Source organism: Amycolatopsis sp. (assembly GCF_035546795.1).
Lineage (GTDB): Bacteria > Actinomycetota > Actinomycetes > Mycobacteriales > Pseudonocardiaceae > Amycolatopsis_E.
This window is the reverse complement of record NZ_DASZWC010000019.1, coordinates 146,182-165,542: the sequence shown is the minus strand read 5'-3', so window position 1 is coordinate 165,542 and position 19,361 is coordinate 146,182. Positions and strand designations below refer to the sequence as shown.

Sequence of the window (19,361 nt, the reverse complement as noted above, 5' to 3'; positions counted from 1 at the left end):
GGCCGTTGCCAATCCGACCGAAAGTAGGCGGACGCGGTCCGCAGCCGACTTGCTCGTCGCGACCCTTTCCGCCGTGGCTGTAATCGGATTGGTAATGGACGGCACAGTACCGGCAAGCCAGTTGGCATGTACATTCCGGGTAGAACTTACCTTCCGTGCGTAATGTTTTCTAGGAGGCGGCGTAGTGCCACTGCAACTGCCGAAGAGCGGCTGGGCCGCGGAGCTCGACGATTTCCGGGAGCTGGCCAGGAATTTCGCCCAGAAGGAGCTGGCCCCGAACGCGGATCGCTGGAGCAAGCAGAAGCAGGTCGACCGCGAGCTGTGGAACAAGGCGGGCGAGGTCGGTCTGCTCGCGCTGTCGATTCCCGAGGAATACGGCGGCGGTGGCGGCACCTTCGCCCACGAAGCCGTGCTCTACGAGGAGCAGGCGCGTGCCGGTGACGGCGCGTGGGGCGTGTCGGTGCACAACGGGATCGTGGCGCACTACTTGCTGCACTACGCCTCCGAAGAGAAGAAGAAGGAGTGGCTGCCGAAGTTCGCCAGCGGCGAGATGGTCGGCGCCATCGGGATGACCGAACCCGGCACCGGTTCGGATCTGCAGAACATCAAGACCCGCGCCGTCCGCGACGGCGACTACTACGTCATCAACGGCGCCAAGACCTTCATCACCAACGGGGCGCTCGCGGATCTCGTCGTGCTCGCGGTCAAGACCGACCCGGACGCCGGCGCGCAGGGTGTTTCGCTCATCGGCGTACCGACCGACACCCCGGGCTTCCGCCGCGGCCGCGTGCTGGACAAGGTCGGGCTCAAGGGCCAGGACACCGCCGAACTGTTCTTCGACGACGTGCGCGTGCCCGCCGCGAACCTGCTCGGCGAGCAGGAGGGGCAGGGCTTCATCCAGATGATGATGCAGCTGCCGCAGGAACGGCTGATCATCGCGGTGACCGCGGTCGGGGCACTGGAGGCCGCGGTCGACCTGACGATCGCCTACACCAAGGACCGCACCGCTTTCGGCCGCCCGGTCTTCAACTTCCAGAACACCAAGTTCAAGCTCGCCGAGGCGGCCACCGAGGCCGCGGTCTCGCGCGCCTTCCTCGACCAGTGCATCGAGCGGCACCTGAAGGGCGAGCTGGACGTGCAGGGCGCCGCGATGGCGAAGCTGTGGGCGACCGAGCGGGTCAACAAGGTCGTGGACGACTGCCTGCAGCTCTTCGGCGGCTACGGCTACATGAACGAATACCCGATCGCCAGGGCCTGGACCGATCTGCGCATCTCGCGGATTTTCGGTGGCACCAGCGAAATCATGAAGGAAATCATCTCCCGGACGCTGTGAGGAGCTCGTCGATGAAGCAGGGTCCGCTCAGCGGCCTGAAAGTCGTCGAACTCGCCGGGCTGGCCCCGGCGCCGTTCGCCGCCACCATGCTCGCCGATCTCGGCGCCGACGTGATCCGGGTCGACCGGGCCCGGCCGGGCGCGGACGTGCTCGCCATCCCCGGCGACCCGCTGGCCCGCGGCCGGCGCACGGTGGGCGTGGACACCAAGAAACCCGAGGGCGTCGAGGTCGTACTGCGCCTCGCCGGGAAATCCGACGTGCTGATCGAGGGGTTCCGGCCTGGCGTGGCCGAACGGATGGGCCTTGGCCCCGAGCAGGTACACGCCCGCAACCCTCGGCTCGTCTACGGCCGGGTCACCGGCTGGGGCCAGGACGGTCCGCTGGCCACGGCGGCCGGGCACGACATCAACTACGCCGGGATCGCCGGCGCGCTCGAACCCATCGGGCGTGCCGGGGAGCGGCCGGTGCCGCCGCTGAACCTGGTCGCGGATTTCGCCGGCGGCGGGATGCTGCTGGCCATGGGCATCGTGTCCGCGCTCTACGAGCGCACGTCCTCGGGCAAGGGGCAGGTCGTGGACGCGGCGATGGTCGACGGCGCCGCGCTGCTCACCACGCAGCTGCACGGGATGCGCGCGGCAGGCGTGTGGCCGGGCCCGCGCGGCACCAACCTGCTCGACGGCGGCGCCCCGTTCTACGACACCTACGAGACCGCCGACGGCAAATACGTGGCCGTCGGCGCGATCGAGATGCGGTTCTGGGGCGATCTGGTCAAGGTGCTCGGCCTCGAAGACGAGGACTTGCCCGTGCACGTCAACGCCGACGAGTGGCCGCGGCTGCGCAAGATCCTCGCCGACGCCATCGGGAAGCACACGCGGGACGAGCTGGTCGCGCGCGCCGAGGGCACGGACGCGTGCCTGACGCCGGTGCTGAGCCCGTGGGAGGCGGCCGGACATCCGCACAACGCCGCCCGTGGCACGTTCGTCGACATCGGCGGGGTGGTCCAGCCCGCGCCCGCCCCACGGTTCGACCGCACGCCACCGGAGACCCCGGAGGCGCCGCGTGAGCCTGGCGCCGACACCGCCGACGTGCTCGCCGAACTCGGCTACGACGCCGACGCCTTGGCGGGACTCCGCGACGGGGACGTGATCGCCTGATCGGTGTGGTGGGCACTCTCATGGGTGCCCATCACAGCGCGTGCGTTTCGCGTGTCGGGAGAGGGAGAAGCTCGCCTTTATCCTAGGCTGTCAGCGTCCGGTTTGGGCACGGACTGTCACCGGGTGCCGCCATCAGGGTGAACACGTGGTGGAAAGTGCTCTTGCCGGGCAGGATGACGCGTATTCCAGTGCAGAACGGTGGATCCCGGCTGCGGAACCGGAACGGATGGAGCGTATGTCGGCGAACGCCAAGAAGATCGTCATCGTCGCCGTCGTCGCGCTCGTGTTGTTCTTCCTCATCACCAAGCCCAACCAGTCCGCCGACGTGGTGCACAACGTGCTCGGCTGGCTGCGGGACGGCGCGGAAGCGATCGTGACCTTCGTGCGGGCACTGTTCTCCTGACCCCGGCCTGACGTCGTTCCGGCACCGCCGAGGCGTGGTGCCGGATATTCGTATGCCCACGGAACTTCACTACGGATAGTCACGAATCCCAGAAAGTGAAGTCCTTGATTCGACCATCCGGGTGGATGTGCGCGATTAAAGACCAGGTCGCCGAATTCGTCCGCTTGAACCTCTGGCGTCCCAGCGGGAAATGCCCCTACGGTGCTCACATTGCGTGACCAGCCGGTTCTGGGTGAACGAGCCGGCCGGGGCGCTCGATCACTCGATCATCGCGGTTCTATGTCGGAACTTGTCAGTTGGGGCACAAGGAGGCAGGGATGACCGGAGATCCCGGAGTTGATGCGGTTATTCGGCAGTGGGCGGCCGAAAACGAGAAGACGGCCGAAGAGCGGGAGATCGACCGCATCACGTCCGCCTGGCTCGCCGACGCACCGCAGCAGCCACCAGGGATTCCCGGCCAGCGCGCCCGTGGCGGCGCCAGGACTTGGGCCCCGGTCACCTCGGCCGACCCCGACTACCTGGACGCCATGAGCCGGCGGCTGCCGGAGGTCCCGCACGATCTGCTCGTCGCCGCCGCGGGCTGGTGGCAGATGATCGGCGACGTGGCCGAGGCCGAGCAGTGGTGGGACGCCGGGATCAGCCCGCTGGACCAGCGCGCGCTGGACTACCGGGCGGCCGGGCTGACCCCGGGCGACCTCAGCCGCAGGCTCGGCCCGATGACCGTGCTGCAGCACCTGCGCCGGGGCAGCGCTCCCGCCTGGTGTGTCGCGCGTCTCGCCCGTCAGCAGAAGGCCAGCTGACTCGTTTGCCGTAACTTGACCGGCTGTGCGGTCGTTGATCCGCTAGACGCCGTCGCCGGAAGGGCTGGATTTTGGGCACCGAGGACACTGAGCAGGACGTTGCCGACGTGCCCACGGCCGAGGAAGAAGAGGCGGAAGGCGACTCCCCCCGCAAGACCCGCAAGGCGAGGCCCGCGGGGGTGGCCGCACTCGGCAGGCTCGGGATCGTGGCCGCCGTGCTGGCGCTCGCGGCAACCGGGGTCTGGGTGACCACCAGGGCCAGCACGCCCGAGGCGGGCCCGACGACCACGGACATCCCGGCGTTGCAGGTGGCGGCGGCCGACGTGCAGCCGGGGTCGACGGCCCCGGTGAACGCCACCATCAGCGGCGCGCCCGTCGCGGCGACTCAGCAGCCGCAGGTCCAGCAGCCGCAACAACAGAAGCAGTCGGGCAAGGACCTGCTCTCCAAGTGGGCCGGCCAGGTCTCCGCCGTCACCGGGATCCCGGCCAGGGCGCTCGTCGGCTACGGCAACGCCGAACTCGCGCTCCGCGACAGCCAGCCCTCGTGCAAGATCTCGTGGGCGACGCTCGCGGGCATCGGGCGTATCGAGTCCAACCACGGCCAGTACGGCGGCGCCGTGCTCCAGTCCAACGGGTACCCGACGAAGGCCATCGTGGGCGTCCCGCTGGACGGTTCGGCCGGCGTGCAGGCGATTCCCGACACCGACGGCGGCCGCTTCGACGGGGATCCCAACTACGACCGCGCGGTCGGGCCGATGCAGTTCATCCCGAGCACCTGGGCGAAATGGGGTGGCGGCTACGACCCGCAGCAGATCGACGCGGCGGCACTGGCCGCGGCGAAGTACCTCTGCGCCGGCGGCCGTGACATGTCCAGCGCGCAGGGCTGGTGGAACGGGATCCTGTCCTACAACAATTCGGTCGAATACGCGCAGAAGGTGTTCGGGCTGGCCGACTCCTACGCCAAGGCGGCGCAGGTAGTCAAGGTCTCCTGACCCGGAAGTGCTAGCGTCGAAGCCGTGCCAGCCGGGTTCTTCACGCCACGCCGTCTCTCGATCGGCGTGCTGTGCCTGATCAGCCTGCTCGTGTGCTGCGGGCTGGCGTGGTGGCAGTGGGATCGGTTCGAATCGGCCACCGGCACCTTCCAGAACCTCGGCTATGTCCTGCAGTGGCCGCTGTTCGGGCTGTTCCCGGCGTTCATGGTGCTGCGCATCCGCAAGCTCCGCCGGGAGGCCGCGGAGCAGGACGAAGCCGCGCCGGAGCCGGCACCCGAGCTGCCGAAGCAGCAGCGCGCGCCCAGGCCGGTCCTACGGATCGAGGAGGGCGACGACGAGCTTGCCGCGTACAACCGCTATCTCGCCGAGCTGCACGCACGAGACCAACAAGACCGCTAGAGAGAAGGCCTGAATGGTGAGCACGGAAGAGCGCGAGGGTGCCCCGGCGAAGGTCGCGGCGCCGCTTCGGGGTCCGTTGGTGCGCTACCGGGTGCTGGCGTACGCCACCGGTGTCGCCCTGCTGTGCCTGACCGCCGCGTTCATCCTCAAGTACGCCGCCGACTCCCCGGGCATGATGAGCTGGGCCGGGGTCACCCACGGCCTGTTCTACATGGTGTACCTGGTGGTGGCGGTGGACCTGGCGCTCAAGGCCCGGTGGTCGATCAAGGGCACCGTGCTCGTCCTGCTCGCCGGGACCATCCCGTTCCTGTCGTTCGTGGCCGAGCGCGCCGTCACGCGCCGGGTGGAGGCGGGGCGGAAGCTCTGACCGACAGCGGCGGCACGGTGTTGCCCCGCAGCGCCATCGCGTCGATCGTCTCGGGCCGGTAGGGCGAGCTCGCCAGTTTCGCCACCAGGTCCGGGGCTTTCCGGTCCATCCGGCCGCACAGGAAAGCCCATTCGTGCTCGTCCGAGCCGTAGTAGACGACCGTCCCGAAGGCCGAGGTGAACCGGCGCCAGGCGTTGATCAGCGTCTCGTTGCGCCACATCGTCGGGCAGCCCGCCTGGCTGCCGACCACCCCGCCGGGCGCGAGCAGCGCGGCGCACCGGAGCAGGAACTCCTTGCCGTACAAGCGGTTGTGCTGTGCCTGCGGGTCGTCGTTCTCGTCCGGCAGGTCGACGACCACCACGTCGTAACCCGGCTCGGCGGTGGCCAGGAACTCCCAGCCGTCGCGGTAGTGGATCCGCACCGGCCCGTCGCCGCGCTCGGCCGCGGCCAGCTCGGCAAGCGTGTAGCCATACGGCAGGTGCTCGGCGCAGGCCCGCACGGCCGCGCTGTCGATGTCCACGTGGTCGACGATCTCCGCGCCCGCGGCCACGGCCAGTTGGCCGGCCACGCCTTCGCTGGAGCCGATGATCAGCACCCGCCGCACCCGGTCGGCGAGCAGCATCGGAGGCACCATCAGCGCCTCGTGATAGGTGAGCTGGGTGGCTTCGGTGCTCTGGCGTTCCGAATCGCAGAACAGCGAGATGCCCTGCGCGGTCCGGCCGATCACCAGGTGCTGGAAATCCGTGTCGGTTTCGCACAGCACCTGTTCGATTTCCCAGTGCCGGGTGAGCCCGGCGCCGAGTGGTTCCACGATTCGCATCAGCCGCGTGCCTTTCCGCGTTCGACAACGGACATCTGGACGGATTCGGTGCCCAGCGCCGTGGCCAGCAGCTCGACCGCTTTCTCGGGATCGGCCTTTTCCCCGCAGGTGAAGACGTCCGCGAAGGCCGAACCGATCTCCGGGTAGGTGTGGATCGAGGCGTGCGACTCCGCGAGCAGCGCGAGCACCGTGACTCCGTGCGGCGCGAAGCGGTGCGCCACCACTTCACACACCGTGGCTCCCGCCTCACTCACCGCGCTGGTCAGCGCTCGGCGCAGGAACTCCGGGTCGTCCAGCAGGTCCGGCTCGATCCCGTCCAGTTCGGCCAGCACGTGGCGGCCGGCGAAGGCGCCCACGTCACTCAAGGCAGTACGTCCGCAACGGCTCGATCCCGTTGAATGACACCGAAGAGTAGCTCGCCGTGTACGCACCGGCGTCGAGGATGTCGAGCTGGTCGCCCGGAGCCAGCGCGAGCGGCAGTTCGCAGGGCGTGTGTTGGTAGAGCACGTCGTCACCATCGCACGTCGGCCCGGCGAGGACGACCGGCCCCCGATCGCCGGGCGGGCCGCCGAAGCGGTACTTGATCGCTTCGTTCTCCGTCTCGGCCAGCCCGTTGTACCGCCCGATGTCCACATAGACCCAGCGGTGCGGCCCGCGCTGGGCCACCAGGACCACCTCGGTGCGGATCAGCCCGGCTTCGGCGACGATCGCGCGGCCCGGTTCAAGCACGAGTTCCGGTGCGCCGCCGGGAAAGTACGCGTCCAGCGCGCGCCGGACGGCCGTCAGGTAGTCGCTCAGCGGCGGCACTGTTTCCTGGTAGGAGATCCCGAATCCACCACCGATGTCGAGCCGCCGTAGCCGGATACCGAGGCCGGCCAGCTCCGCGAAAACCTTGGCGGCCATGGCGATTCCGTGCTCCCAGGCCGACACGTCGGGTTGCTGGGAGCCGACGTGGAACGCGAGCCCGGCGGGGTCGAGTCCGAGCGCCGCGGCCCTGGCCAGCAACGCCACCGCCTCGGCTGGGCGGCAACCGAACTTCCGGCCGAACGGGGTCGCCGACCGCGGGGCGTCCACGAGCACCCGCACCGAGACGGACGCGCCGGGGGCGTGCCGCGCCAGACGCTCCACATCGGACTCGGCGTCGGTCGTGAACTCCCTTACCCCGCAGGCATGAGCGAACGCGATGTCGGCGGGTTTCTTGATCGTGTTGCCATAGGACAGTGCCTCCGGCCGCGCGCCCTCGGCGAGGCAGGCCGTGATCTCGCCCGGACTTGCCACGTCGAACCCGCCCCCGGCGGCGAGCACCGCGCGCAGCACCGCCGGCTCCGGGTTCGCCTTGACCGCGTAACACAAACGCGCGTGCGGGAGTCCTTCGGCGAACTCCCGCACGCGCGCGGTGACTACCCGGGTGTCGACGACCAGACAGGGCGTGGGTGGCCGCTGCTCGTCGAGGAAGCGGTGGATCCGTTCGTGGCTCACCGCTCCATTCTCACGACCCGATGCCGGTGAGCGAACGCACCTCCATCTCGGCGTACTTTTCCGGGTCGGCCTTGTTCTTGCCGACCAGGGTGCCGACGAACCCGCACAGGAACGAGAACGGGATCGACACCAGGCCCGGGTTCTTCAGCGGGAACCAGTGGAAGTCGACGCCCTTGATGATCGAATCGGAGGCACCGGAGAGCACCGGGGAGAAGACCACCAGCACCAGGCAGGCGATCAGCCCGCCGTAGATGCCCCACAGCGTGCCCGTGGTGTTGAACCGCTTCCAGAACAGCGAGTACAGCAGGGTGGACAGGTTCGCCGAGGCGGCGACCGCGAAGGCCAGCGCCACCAGGAACGCGATGTTCTGTCCGTTGGCCAGGATGCCGCCGATGATCGCCAGCACGCCGATGCCCACCGCCGTCATCCGCGCGACGCGCACCTCGTCCACCGGGTCGGCGTTGCCGTGCTTGAACACGTTCGCGTAGACGTCGTGCGCGAAGGACGCGGACGCGGTGATGGTCAGCCCGGCGACCACGGCGAGGATCGTCGCGAAGGCGACCGCGGCGACGATGCCCAGCAGCAACGTGCCGCCGATGTGCAGGGCCAGCAGCGGGGCCGCGGAGTTCTCGCCACCCGGCGCCGCCTTGATCTCCTTGGTGCCGACCAGCGCGGCGGCGCCGAAGCCGATCACCAGGGTGCACAGGTAGAACACGAACATGCAGGCCGTCGCCCACACCACCGACCGGCGCGCCTCGTGCGAGTTCGGCACCGTGTAGAAGCGCATCAGCACGTGTGGCAGCGCGGCCGCGCCGAGGATCAGCGCGACGGCGAGCGAGACGAAGTCGAGTTTGGTGGTGCCGTTGGCGCCATACGAGCCGCCCGGTTCGAGCAGCTTGTTGCCCATCGGGCTGTTGTAGGCGGCCGAGGAGAGCAGGTTCGACAGGCTGAACCCGAACTTGCCGAACAGGAACACCGTCATCAGCACGACGGTCACGATCAGGATGCTGGCCTTGATGATCTGCACCCAGGTGGTGCCCTTCATCCCGCCGACGAGCACGTAGACCACCATCACCAGGCCGACGACGCCGATGATCAGGGCCTGCCCGAAACCACCGTGGATGTTGAGCAGCAGCGCGATCAGGCCGCCGGCGCCCGCCATCTGCGCGAGCATGTAGAACAGCGAGATCACCAGGGTCGAGGTGGCAGCCGCGGCGCGCACCGGGCGCTGCCTCATCCGGAAGCTGAGCACGTCGCCCATGGTGAAGCGGCCGGTGTTGCGCAGCAGTTCCGCGATCAGCAGCAGGTCCACCAGCCAGGCGACGAGGAAGCCGATCGAGTAGAGGAAACCGTCGTAGCCGTGCACCGCGATGGCGCCGGCGATCCCGAGGAACGAGGCGGCGGAAAGGAAGTCACCGGAGAGCGCGATCCCGTTCTGCCGTCCGGTGAACACACTGCCCGCGGCGTAATAGTCGGAACGCGAGTTGCGCCGGCTGCTGACCCGGTACACCACGAACAGCGTGATCGCCACGAACAATGCGAACACGACCGTGTTCAGAACCGGGTTGCTGGTGGCCGTGTCGCCGTCCGCGGCAAGATTGATGATCATGTTCAAACTCCTGCCTGCTGCCGGACTTTGTCCACCTCGGGGTCCAGCCTGCGTTTCGCGAAACGCAGATAGGCGAAGGTGATCAAGGCGGTGGAAACGAACTGGAGCACGCCCATGATCATGCCGACGTTGATCTGGCCGAAGACCTGGATGCTCATGAAGTCGTGCGCGTACGCCGCGAGCAGGACGTAGACGAGGTACCAAACCACGAACAGCACGCTCATCGGGAAGACGAACCGGCGAAAGCGGCTGCGCAGCGCGCCGAACTCGGGGCCGCGCTGGATGGCCACGTAGTCGTGCTGAATGCGCTTTCTCGCTTGCTGGACCTCGTCGTCCGGCGTGTCGAACAGGACCGGCATCTGGCCGGTTTCTTCGGCGGCGTTTCTGGTCGTGGAACTCGGAACCACGTTCTGCATGGCTGCCTCCCGGCGAGCTGGCGAACCTTGGAGGCGCACACTCTAACTACCGGCGAAACACGGATGTCACGCCAGGCCGGGTTCACGCGCTGAACACAACCAAGGCCACTGGCGGCAGTTCTTGGGCCGATCGGGCGACATTGGTCTAGTGCTTTTGCAAATTCGGTCACTCTTTGTAATTATCTAGCGGGAATGGCTCATTTTGCACATCGTTCAAGCGCCCGGGAAGCGATTGATACGCATTGGAAATAGGTCACCGGTACCGACATTTCCCTGGAAATCGGTCACGATTGGCCCGGCGCCAAAAAGACACGAGATCGGGCGTTATTCTCTGCTTGCCCACGGTGGGACGGTACGGTCAGTATCTGTTTCCGCTGGGGCGCAGGCGATCCCTGCGCTGTGTGGGTGACAGTGGTCCGTAGTGGTCCGGACAGTGTCGTCACCGGATCCGGGTGGGACTGTGACCGAGTCGGCGACCCCGGCGTCAACCCCTTGTTACACCCGGTATTTCCCCAGGTCGAAGGCTCTTTCTTCGGCTGGTTCGAAGGGGCCTCGATTGGTGTACGCTTTCACGGCCAAGTTGACTCACCGTGATCGAAGGTAACCGATCTTGTCCCAGCCATCCTGCACATCGCATCATGCACGGGAGACCGGGCCGGTGAGGGCGGGCAAGGTGCGGCCGGTGGGGACCGGGCACGCACACACAGACAACGCGGTCGTTCCATCCGTGGCGAGGAGAACCATGCGGTTGAGGCGGAGAGTGACACAGCCGGGCTGCGCGCTGCCGTCCCCGTGGCGCCGGGCCCGCCCCGGATCGCGGATGCCCGCGGGCCACGGACGCGCACCAGAAATGCCGGACAGGGAGTCACTTTCGTGACTGAAGCAGGACAGGGCCAGGTGCCCGTCGGACAACTGCTGGGCCAGCAGCCGAAACGGCCTTCCAAATGGCGTGCCGCCGCGCGCTGGCGGGACTGGCGGCTGTCGGTCAAGCTCGCCGCGGTGACGCTGGTGCCGATCGTGATCGCCCTGGTGCTCGGCGGTATCACCATCAGCAACCAGGTCAGCCGCAACAACGACTACGAGCGCATCGACCGGCTGGTCGTGCTCTCCAACGACGTCCGCGGGCTCACCGACGCGTTGCAGCAGGAGCGCACCCAGACCGCGAACCTGCTCACCCAGGGCACGGTCGGCAGCTCGCCGGAGCTGGACGCCGCGCGGGCCGCCTCGGACAAGGCGCTGCGGCCGATCAGCTCCGACACCCAGCGCGTGACGCAGCTCGACAACGCGATCGACGCGCCGGGCACCGCCGCGAACAACGCGCTCGCGCGGCTCGGCGAGGTGCGGCAGCAGGTCGCCGCCGGTCAGCTGGACTCGGTGCAGGCGCTGGACGCGTACTCCGCGATGACGACCGCTTTGCTGACCCTGGACACCTCGCTGGTGGCGGGCATGGGCGACGCGTCGATCAGCGGTACCGCGAACGCGCTGCACGACCTGCAGGTGGCCAAGGAGGAGGTGTCGACCTCCCAGGTCCTGGTCGGCTACGGGATCGTCCGCGGCAACCTCACCCCGACCCAGCTCAACCAGCTGCGCACCGCCGAGGTGCGCCTCGCCGACCGGCTCGAGGACTTCCGCGCCGCCGCCACCGGCGGCCAGGGTCAGGACTTCGACCGCACCGTCACCGGGCCGGACTTCGACACGCGCAGCAGGCTGGTCTCCAGCGTGCTGGCCGCGCAGGGCGTGACGGCGGGCGACGCGCTGGACGGTATCTCCGCCGAGCAGTGGGGCACCGTCTCCAACAACGTCGTCAACTCGCTGCGCCAGGTGAGCGGCAGGCTGGGCGACCAGGTCAGCGCCACCTCGACCGATCTGGTGGAAACCTCCGGCACCGACGCCGGCCTGCTCGCCGTGCTGCTGTTCGCCGCGCTGGTGATCACCGCCGCGGTGGTCTTCCTGATCACCCGTCAGCTCCTGCGGTCGCTGCGCCTGCTGCGCACCAGCGCGCTGGACGTCGCGGACCGGCAGCTGCCGGCGGCGGTGCAGAACATCCAGGAAGGGCGCGAACAGAGCGCCGAGGTCAGTCCCGTCCTCGTCGGCACCGAGGACGAGGTCGGTGAGGTCGCCAAGGCCTTCGACGCGGTGCACAGCCAGGCGCTGCGCCTCGCGATCGAGCAGGCCGCGATGCGGACCGGCTACTCCAGCGTGTTCATCAACCTCTCCCGCCGCAGCCAGAGCCTCGTGCAGCGGCAGCTGCAGCTGATCGAGCGGCTGGAGCGGGACGAGGAGGACGCGGACCAGCTGGCCACCCTGTTCCAGCTCGACCACCTCGCCACCCGGATGCGGCGCAACAACGAGAACCTGATGGTGCTCTCCGGCGCCGAGCCGGGCCGCCGCTCCGGCCAGCCGGTGTCCACCGCCGACGTGCTGCGCGCCGCGGTGTCGGAAATCGAGCAGTACCAACGGGTTCAGGTGCAGACGCCGCCGACGGCGCGGATCGTCGGCTACGGGGCCAGTGACCTGATGCGCCTGGTCGCCGAGCTGCTGGACAACGCCACCGCGTTCTCCGCGCCGGAGACGCAGGTGACGGTGTCGACCCGGGTGTCGGACGGCGGTGGCCTGCTGATCGACATCATGGACAAGGGCATCGGGATGAACGAGGCCGAGGTGGCCGAGGCGAACGCCCGGCTCACCGAAGCCGCCACGGTCGACCTGGCCACTTCGCGCCGGATGGGCCTGTTCGTGGTCGGGCGCCTCGCCGGCCGCCACCACATCGGCGTGACTCTCCACGGCGGCAAGGACATCGTGGGCGTCCGGGCCACCGTGACCGTCCCGGCCGAACTGGTGATGGACCTGCCCGAGGCGGTCGTGCCCGCGCAGGCCCCCGCCGAGACCACCCAACAGACCGGTGCGCTGCCGCGCCGGCGCGCGGTCAACGGCGCCGGCCGGGCCGGGGCACTGACCAGTCTCGCGGGCACCACCTCCGGCACGCTCGGCGACGGTGCCGCGACCCCGGGGCCGTGGAACCAGAACGGGCACTCCGGGGTGCTGCCGCCGCGTCCGCCGTCGGACGTCGAGGTGTCCGGGACGGCGCTGTTCAACCCGATCCAGCCCGAGGACGCCGGGGAGCCCCCGGCCGAGCCGGATGCGGTGCCCGACGACGAGCTGCCCAGCGGCGCGGCGCTGTTCGCGGCGAACACGAGCGCGGGCGCGCTGACGGAATGGTGGAGCGCGGCCGCGGCCGAGCCGAAGCCCGAGCCGCCGCCCACCCGCGAGACCACGCCGATTTTCGACGAGACGCTCTCGGCGTGGTTCCGCAGCGAAGAGCCGGCGCCGAAGCCGAAGACGGCGACCGACGAGGAGCCCGAAGCCGGACCGGAGGCCGGCCCGGAAAGTGTTTCCGAGGAGAAGGCCAGCACCGGCTGGGACTTCGCCGCGGACGAGCGTTTCCGTACCGTGCAAGCGGTTTCGCAGAGCGAACCGAGCAGTTACACGGACGCGGGCCTGCCGCGGCGGCGCCGGGGCGAGCAGCTCATGCCCGGCAGCGCCACGCCGGAGGCGGCGCAGCCCGCGAAGGCCGACGCGGCGCCGCCGTTGCCGGTCCGCGACCCGGCCGACGTCCGTGGCAGGCTCAGCAGCTTCCAGCAGGGCCTCAACCGGGCCCGGCACGCGGCGGGCGACCAGCCCGCCGAGGCCACCGCCGCCCCGGCGGAAACCCAGCAGCCGCAACAGGAATCGCCGGCCGAAGGGGCGCAGGTGCTGCCGCAGCGCCGGCCGTCCTCCGGCCTGCCCCAGCGGCAGGCCTGGCCGCAGCAGGAGCAGACGGAAGCGGCCGAGAGCACGCCGTCGCCGGTGCCCCGTCGTGAGAATCCCTTGCCGCAGCGGCGTCCGTTGGCGGAGCAACAGCCGCCGGAAACGGCGCTCCCGCAACGGCGTCCCGCCGCGGAACCGGCGGAAACCCAGCAGCCGCAACCGGTTTCGGCCGCCGACGCGGCTGAGACACAGCTGCCGCAACGCCGCCCGGCCGCCGAGCAGGCGGAAACGGCGCTGCCGCAGCGGCAGCCCGAGGCTCCGGAGCAGCCGGGGGCCTCGGCCCCGTTGCCACGCCGCCGGCCCCGGTCTGAACCCGCTGCCGCGGAGGCGACGGGTGCGTTCCGGTGGCAGCAGTCAGAGGACTCGCCGGGGGGCGAGGAACTGTTCTCCGGCGGTACCCAGCCGCAGGAGGCCACGCAGTACAGCCGGCCGGCGTCCGTGGAGGAGTCGGCCTGGTCGTTCGAGACGGACGAAAGCTGGCGGACGGTCCAGGCCGTTTCGCAGTCGACGCCGTCGGGTTACACGGCGGCGGGACTGCCGCGCCGACGTCGGGGGGAACAACTGATGCCGGGCAGTGCGTCCACCGTGGGGGCTTCCGGGCCAAGGACCCAGCGGGACCCACAGGACGTGCGCGGCAGGCTGAGCAGTTTCCAGGCGGGTGTCCGGCGTGGACGGCACCGCACGGGTCAGCCTGTCGACTCGGAACACGAAACGATGGAGGGTGAATGACCTCGCCGCAGCCACAACAGAACCAGTTCGGATGGCTGGTCAACGACTTTGCCGAACGTGTGCCCGGCGTGGCGCACGCGGTGGTCGTGTCCGCCGACGGGCTGCTGCTGACCGCGTCGAACCGGCTGCCGCTCGACCGTGCCGACCAGCTCGCCGCGGTGGCGTCCGGCCTGGTGAGCCTGACGCAGGGGGCCGCGCGCTGCTTCGAGGCCGGTGCGGTGAACGAGACCGTGGTGGAGATGGAGCTCGGCATCATGGTGCTGATGTCCATCAGCGACGGCTCGTGCCTCGCGATCCTCGCCGCGCCCAACTGCGACATCGGTCAGGTCGCCTACGAGATGACGATGCTCGTGGACCGGGTCGGCCAGATCCTCACGCCGGAAATGCGGGCACAGCTGCAGGGCTCTGGTAGTGCCCTGATCGGCGAACCGGTGGGATGATGCCGCGATGACCACGGGACCCGGGAGCGGATCCTCTCCCCCCGAGGACGGCGACGCGACTTTCGCGGACGTCCTCAACGGCTTCACCCTGGATTCGGGGCGCAGCCGCCGGAAGCGGAAGAAGGCCCGGGAAACGGAGGCCGAAACCGCGGCCCCGGCACCAAAGCAGGACGATGCCGCCGAGGCGGCCCCGTCCCCGCAGCCGCGCGTACCCGAACCTCCGCCACCGCCGCCGGCACGGCCGGAGTTCGAGCCGAACACGGGTCTGTTCGAACCGGGGCAAGGCTCCGGGCTGTTCGAGCCCGCGGTGTCCAACAGCGGTCCGCTCCGGCCCGAGCCCGGGTTCGGGGAGGACGAGACCGCGGTCGTCCGGCCGTATGCCCTCACCGGCGGCCGGACGAAAGCCAGCTACCTGCTGGAACTGGAGACGTTGATCTCCGTGCAGGAAGGTGCCGACGCCCGGATGCACTCGGGTGCGGCAGTGTCGATCGAGCATCACTCGATCGTGGAAGAATGTCGGACACCTCGCTCCGTCGCGGAGGTCGCAGCGCTCCTGCGGATCCCCATCGGCGTGGCGAGGGTGCTCATCAGTGACGCGGCCGATGCCGGTCTGGTCACCGTGCACAAGACCGTGTCCGGCAATGACAACGCCGAGGCGCATCTCATGTTGATGGAAAGGGTGTTGAGTGGACTCCGTCGGCTTTAAGGCACCGCGGCCGGCCGCGCCGCAGACCATGACCTCGGCCAAGATCGTGGTCGCCGGTGGGTTCGGTGCGGGCAAGACGACCTTCGTCGGGTCGGTCTCGGAAATCGTGCCGCTCACCACCGAGGCGATGATGACCGATGCCAGCCGGGGCATCGACAACCTCGACTCGACGCCCAACAAGTCCACCACCACCGTGGCGATGGACTTCGGGCGCGTGTCGCTGGACACCGACCTCATCCTGTACCTGTTCGGCACGCCGGGCCAGCAGCGGTTCTGGTTCATGTGGGACGACCTGGTGCGGGGCGCGATCGGGGCGGTGGTGCTCGCGGACACGCGTCGCCTCGCCGACTCCTTCGCCCCGGTCGACTTTTTCGAGGATCGTGGCTTGCCCTACATCATCGGGGTCAACACCTTCGACGGGGTGATGCACCACGAGATCAGCGATGTGCGGGAAGCGCTGGCCATCGACCCGGCCGTGCCGATCGTGCGCTGCGACGCGCGGGACCGGGAGTCGACCAAGCAGACGTTGATCACGCTGGTCGAGTACGCGATGCGGCAGTGGATCTCGTTGCGGGCGGCCAACCAGCGGTGATCCGCTGGTGACTGCGGTCACGTGGATGCTCGGGTTTAAAATAGTAGGAAGTCCGAGTATTTTGGAGCTATGAACGCTCCACTGCACAAGGCCGTCCACCCGGTCCGGTTCGTGACGGCGTCGAGTCTGTTCGACGGGCACGACGCCTCCATCAACATCATGCGCCGCATCCTGCAGGCGCAGGGTGCGGAGGTCGTGCACCTGGGGCACAACCGTTCCGTGGACGAGGTCGCCACGGCCGCGATCGCCGAGGACGTCCAGGGCGTCGCGATCAGCGCCTATCAGGGCGGCCACGTCGAGTACTTCAGCTACCTGGTGGAGCTGTTGCGCGAGCGCGGGGCCGGGCACATCAAGGTTTTCGGCGGTGGCGGCGGGGTCATCGTCCGCGAGGAGATCGACCTGCTGCATTCCCGTGGCGTGGCGCGGATCTTCTCCCCGGAGGACGGGATGGAGCTCGGCCTGCCCGGGATGATCAACCTGATGATCGAAGCCTGCGACACCGATCTCGCGGCGGAGCAGGCGGGTTCGGTCGACCAGCTGCTCTCGGGGGACGTGCCGGCGCTGGCCCGCACGATCACGCGGCTGCAGGCCGGGCAGCTGCCGCAGGACTGGCTGGACGCGATCACCGAGACCGCGGGCAAGCGGACCGTTCCGGTGCTGGGCATCACCGGCACCGGCGGATCGGGCAAATCCTCACTCACCGACGAACTGGTCCGCCGGTTCCGGCTCGACCAGCAGGACAAGGTGCGGATCGCGGTACTGGCGGTGGACCCGACGCGCCGCCGCGGCGGGGGCGCGTTGCTGGGTGACCGGATCAGGATGAACAGCCTCGAAGGCTCGCCGGTGTACTTCCGTTCGCTGGCGACGCGCACGAAGAGCGGCGAGATCCCGACGGGGCTGCAGGAGTCGATCCTGGCCTGTAAGGCGGCGGGCTATGACCTGGTGATCGTGGAGACGCCCGGCATCGGCCAGGGTGACGCGGGCATCGTGGACTACGTCGACACCTCGCTGTACGTGATGACGCCGGAGTTCGGCGCCGCGTCGCAGCTGGAGAAGATCGACATGCTCGACTTCGCCGACGTGGTGGCCATCAACAAGTTCGAGCGCCGTGGCGCCGAGGACGCGCGCCGCGACGTCGCCCGGCAGCTGGTGCGCAACCGTGAGGAGTTCGGCGCTTCTCCCGACGACATGCCGGTGTTCGGTACGAGCGCCGCCAAGTTCAACGATGACGGGGTCACCGCGCTGTACCAGTATCTGCGGGATTCCCTTGCGCAGCGCGGTCTTTCGGTGTCGGCGGGCACGCTGCCGCAGATCGAGGGCAAGGTGTCCACCGGTGCGGGCACGATCATCCCGAGCTCCCGCACCCGCTACCTCGCCGACATCTCCGACACCGTGCGCGGCTACCACGAGCACACGCGTGAGCAGGCCGAAGCTGTCCGCGAGCGCGACCAGCTGGCGGCGGCGAAGCGCGCGCTGGAGAAGGTGAACGCGGACACCGAGGCGATCGGCGAGCTGCTCGCCGAGGCCGAGTCGCGGGTGGACGAAGGGACACGGCAGCTGCTGGCGCACTGGGCGGAGCTTTCCGAGTCCTACCGCGGCGAGGAGCTCGTCTTCAAGGTGCGGGACAAGGAACTGCGCACCAAGCTGTGGCGGGATACGTTGTCGGGCAACAAGATCCCGCGCGTCGCCCTGCCGCGCTACACCGACAGCGGCGAGCTCGTTTCGTTCCTCCGCCGCGAGCACCTGCCCGGGTATTTCCCTTACACCGCCGGGGTTTTCCCGTTCAAGCGGGAGGGCGAGGACCCGGCCCGGATGTTCGCGGGCGAGGGCGACGCGTTCCGCACCAACCGGCGGTTCAAGTACCTGTCCGCGGATTCCGAGGCCAAGCGCCTGTCCACCGCGTTCGACTCGGTGACGCTGTACGGGCGTGACCCGGGCACCCGGCCCGACATCTACGGCAAGGTGGGCACCTCCGGGGTCTCGATCGCGACGCTGGAGGACATGCAGGTCCTCTACGACGGGTTCGACCTGACCGCGCCGAACACCTCGGTGTCGATGACGATCAACGGTCCGGCGCCGACGATCCTGGCGTTCTTCCTGAACACCGCGATCGAGCAGAAAATGGCCGCCTTCAAGGAAGAACACGGTCGGGAGCCCTCGCCGGAGGAGGCCGCGGAGCTGCGCGAGTGGACGCTGCGCAACGTGCGCGGCACGGTGCAGGCGGACATCCTCAAGGAGGACCAGGGGCAGAACACCTGCATCTTCTCCACCGAGTTCAGCCTGCGGATGATGGCCGACATCCAGGAATGGTTCATCGAGCACGGGGTGCGGAACTTCTACTCGGTCTCGATTTCCGGCTACCACATCGCCGAAGCCGGGGCGAACCCGATTTCGCAGCTGGCGTTCACCCTCGCCAACGGCTTCACCTACGTCGAGTCGTATCTCGCGCGGGGGATGGACATCGACGAGTTCGCGCCGAACCTGTCGTTCTTCTTCTCCAACGGAATGGACGCGGAGTACTCGGTGCTCGGCCGGGTCGCGCGGCGGATCTGGGCCACCGCGATGAAGGAGCGCTACGGGGCGAACGAACGCTCGCAGAAGCTCAAGTACCACGTGCAGACCTCCGGTCGTTCGCTGCATGCGCAGGAGATGAGCTTCAACGACATCCGGACCACCCTGCAGGCCCTGTGCGCGCTGTATGACAACGCGAACTCCTTGCACACCAACGCGTTCGACGAGGCGATCACCACGCCGAGCGAGAACTCGGTGCGCCGCGCGATGGCCATCCAGATGATCATCAACAAGGAATGGGGCCTGTCCGGCAACGAGAACCCGCTGCAGGGCTCGTTCATCATCGACGAGCTGACCGATCTGGTCGAGGAGGCCGTGCTCACCGAGTTCGACCGGATCGCCGAGCGCGGCGGGGTGCTGGGCGCGATGGAGACCGGTTACCAGCGCGGCAAGATCCAGGACGAGTCGATGCTCTACGAACGGCTCAAGCACGAGGGCACGCTGCCGATCGTGGGCGTGAACACCTTCCGCAACCCGCACCCGGAGGACGACGAGATCGAGGTCGAGCTGGCGCGCGCCACGGAGGGCGAGAAGCAGTCCCAGCTGGAGCGCCTCGCGGACTTCCAGCAGCGCAACCAGGCCGAGGCACAGCAGGCGCTCAAGGCACTGCGCGAGGCGGCCACCCGGGACGAGAACCTGTTCGGAGTCCTGATGGACGCGGCACGGGTGTGCTCGCTGGGTCAGATCACCGACGCGTTCTTCGAGGTGGGTGGCCAGTATCGGCGCAACATCTAGTCCGGCCGG

Annotated in this window: 17 protein-coding genes; 12 read left to right on the top strand and 5 right to left on the bottom strand. The window is 68.8% G+C overall.

Features of this window, described 5'->3' with window-relative positions; genetic code table 11:
- The first annotated feature begins 184 nt into the window (after nt 1–184).
- The 7 genes from VHD82_RS13035 to VHD82_RS13005 all read left to right on the top strand — a co-directional run bounded on the left by VHD82_RS13035 (nt 185) and on the right by VHD82_RS13005 (nt 5,448).
- Complete coding sequence (locus tag VHD82_RS13035) at nt 185–1,333, top strand: acyl-CoA dehydrogenase family protein (RefSeq protein WP_325701834.1); 1,149 nt, start codon at nt 185–187, stop codon at nt 1,331–1,333.
- Nucleotides 1,334–1,344: 11 nt separating this feature from the next.
- Entirely contained in the window at nt 1,345–2,487 is a 1,143-nt protein-coding gene (locus VHD82_RS13030) for a CaiB/BaiF CoA-transferase family protein (protein WP_325701831.1), read from the top strand.
- 235 nt (nt 2,488–2,722) lie between these two features.
- Entirely contained in the window at nt 2,723–2,890 is a 168-nt protein-coding gene (locus VHD82_RS13025) for a hypothetical protein (RefSeq protein ID WP_325701828.1), read from the top strand.
- A 317-nt stretch (nt 2,891–3,207) separates the two neighbouring features.
- Nucleotides 3,208–3,690, top strand: coding sequence for a helix-turn-helix transcriptional regulator (locus tag VHD82_RS13020; RefSeq protein WP_325701825.1), 483 nt, complete (start codon nt 3,208–3,210; stop codon nt 3,688–3,690).
- A 71-nt stretch (nt 3,691–3,761) separates the two neighbouring features.
- Nucleotides 3,762–4,682: a murein transglycosylase gene (locus VHD82_RS13015; RefSeq protein WP_325701822.1), complete on the top strand. Its 921-nt coding sequence runs from the start codon at nt 3,762–3,764 to the stop codon at nt 4,680–4,682.
- Between the two features lie 24 nt (nt 4,683–4,706).
- On the top strand, nt 4,707–5,081 hold the full coding sequence (locus VHD82_RS13010; RefSeq protein ID WP_325701819.1) for a hypothetical protein: 375 nt from the start codon (nt 4,707–4,709) through the stop codon (nt 5,079–5,081).
- Nucleotides 5,082–5,094: 13 nt separating this feature from the next.
- Nucleotides 5,095–5,448 carry a DUF3817 domain-containing protein gene (locus tag VHD82_RS13005; RefSeq protein ID WP_325701817.1) on the top strand — a complete coding sequence of 118 codons (354 nt, stop codon included), beginning with the start codon at nt 5,095–5,097 and terminating at the stop codon, nt 5,446–5,448.
- On the opposite strand, the gene VHD82_RS13000 is transcribed toward VHD82_RS13005, so the two are convergent.
- The 5 genes from VHD82_RS13000 to VHD82_RS12980 are packed head-to-tail and all read right to left on the bottom strand — an operon-like array spanning nt 5,414 to nt 9,772.
- The gene (locus VHD82_RS13000; RefSeq protein WP_325701814.1) at nt 5,414–6,268 is read right to left on the bottom strand and encodes a spermidine synthase; all 855 of its coding nucleotides are present in this window, start codon (nt 6,266–6,268) and stop codon (nt 5,414–5,416) included. The genes VHD82_RS13005 and VHD82_RS13000 overlap by 35 nt on opposite strands.
- A complete protein-coding gene (gene speD / locus VHD82_RS12995) occupies nt 6,268–6,633 on the bottom strand; it encodes an adenosylmethionine decarboxylase (protein WP_325701811.1) in 366 nt (121 codons plus the stop codon). The genes VHD82_RS13000 and speD overlap by 1 nt, the downstream gene beginning before the upstream one ends.
- A complete protein-coding gene (locus tag VHD82_RS12990) occupies nt 6,626–7,747 on the bottom strand; it encodes a type III PLP-dependent enzyme (protein ID WP_325701808.1) in 1,122 nt (373 codons plus the stop codon). The genes speD and VHD82_RS12990 overlap by 8 nt, the downstream gene beginning before the upstream one ends.
- A 10-nt stretch (nt 7,748–7,757) precedes the next feature.
- Entirely contained in the window at nt 7,758–9,356 is a 1,599-nt protein-coding gene (locus VHD82_RS12985) for a cation acetate symporter (RefSeq protein WP_325701805.1), read from the bottom strand.
- 2 nt (nt 9,357–9,358) lie between these two features.
- A complete protein-coding gene (locus VHD82_RS12980) occupies nt 9,359–9,772 on the bottom strand; it encodes a DUF485 domain-containing protein (RefSeq protein ID WP_325701802.1) in 414 nt (137 codons plus the stop codon).
- A gap of 873 nt (nt 9,773–10,645) precedes the next feature.
- Between VHD82_RS12980 and VHD82_RS12975 the strand changes: the two genes are divergently transcribed.
- The 5 genes from VHD82_RS12975 to icmF all read left to right on the top strand — a co-directional run bounded on the left by VHD82_RS12975 (nt 10,646) and on the right by icmF (nt 19,352).
- A complete protein-coding gene (locus VHD82_RS12975) occupies nt 10,646–14,308 on the top strand; it encodes a nitrate- and nitrite sensing domain-containing protein (protein ID WP_325701798.1) in 3,663 nt (1,220 codons plus the stop codon).
- Complete coding sequence (locus VHD82_RS12970; RefSeq protein ID WP_325701795.1) at nt 14,305–14,748, top strand: roadblock/LC7 domain-containing protein; 444 nt, start codon at nt 14,305–14,307, stop codon at nt 14,746–14,748. The genes VHD82_RS12975 and VHD82_RS12970 overlap by 4 nt, the downstream gene beginning before the upstream one ends.
- Nucleotides 14,749–14,755: 7 nt before the next feature.
- Entirely contained in the window at nt 14,756–15,454 is a 699-nt protein-coding gene (locus tag VHD82_RS12965) for a DUF742 domain-containing protein (RefSeq protein WP_325701792.1), read from the top strand.
- Nucleotides 15,435–16,046, top strand: a complete 612-nt coding sequence (locus VHD82_RS12960; protein WP_325701789.1) for a GTP-binding protein — start codon at nt 15,435–15,437, stop codon at nt 16,044–16,046. The genes VHD82_RS12965 and VHD82_RS12960 overlap by 20 nt, the downstream gene beginning before the upstream one ends.
- A gap of 69 nt (nt 16,047–16,115) precedes the next feature.
- Nucleotides 16,116–19,352, top strand: a complete 3,237-nt coding sequence (icmF, locus tag VHD82_RS12955; RefSeq protein ID WP_325701786.1) for a fused isobutyryl-CoA mutase/GTPase IcmF — start codon at nt 16,116–16,118, stop codon at nt 19,350–19,352.
- The last annotated feature ends 9 nt before the right edge of the window (nt 19,353–19,361 follow it).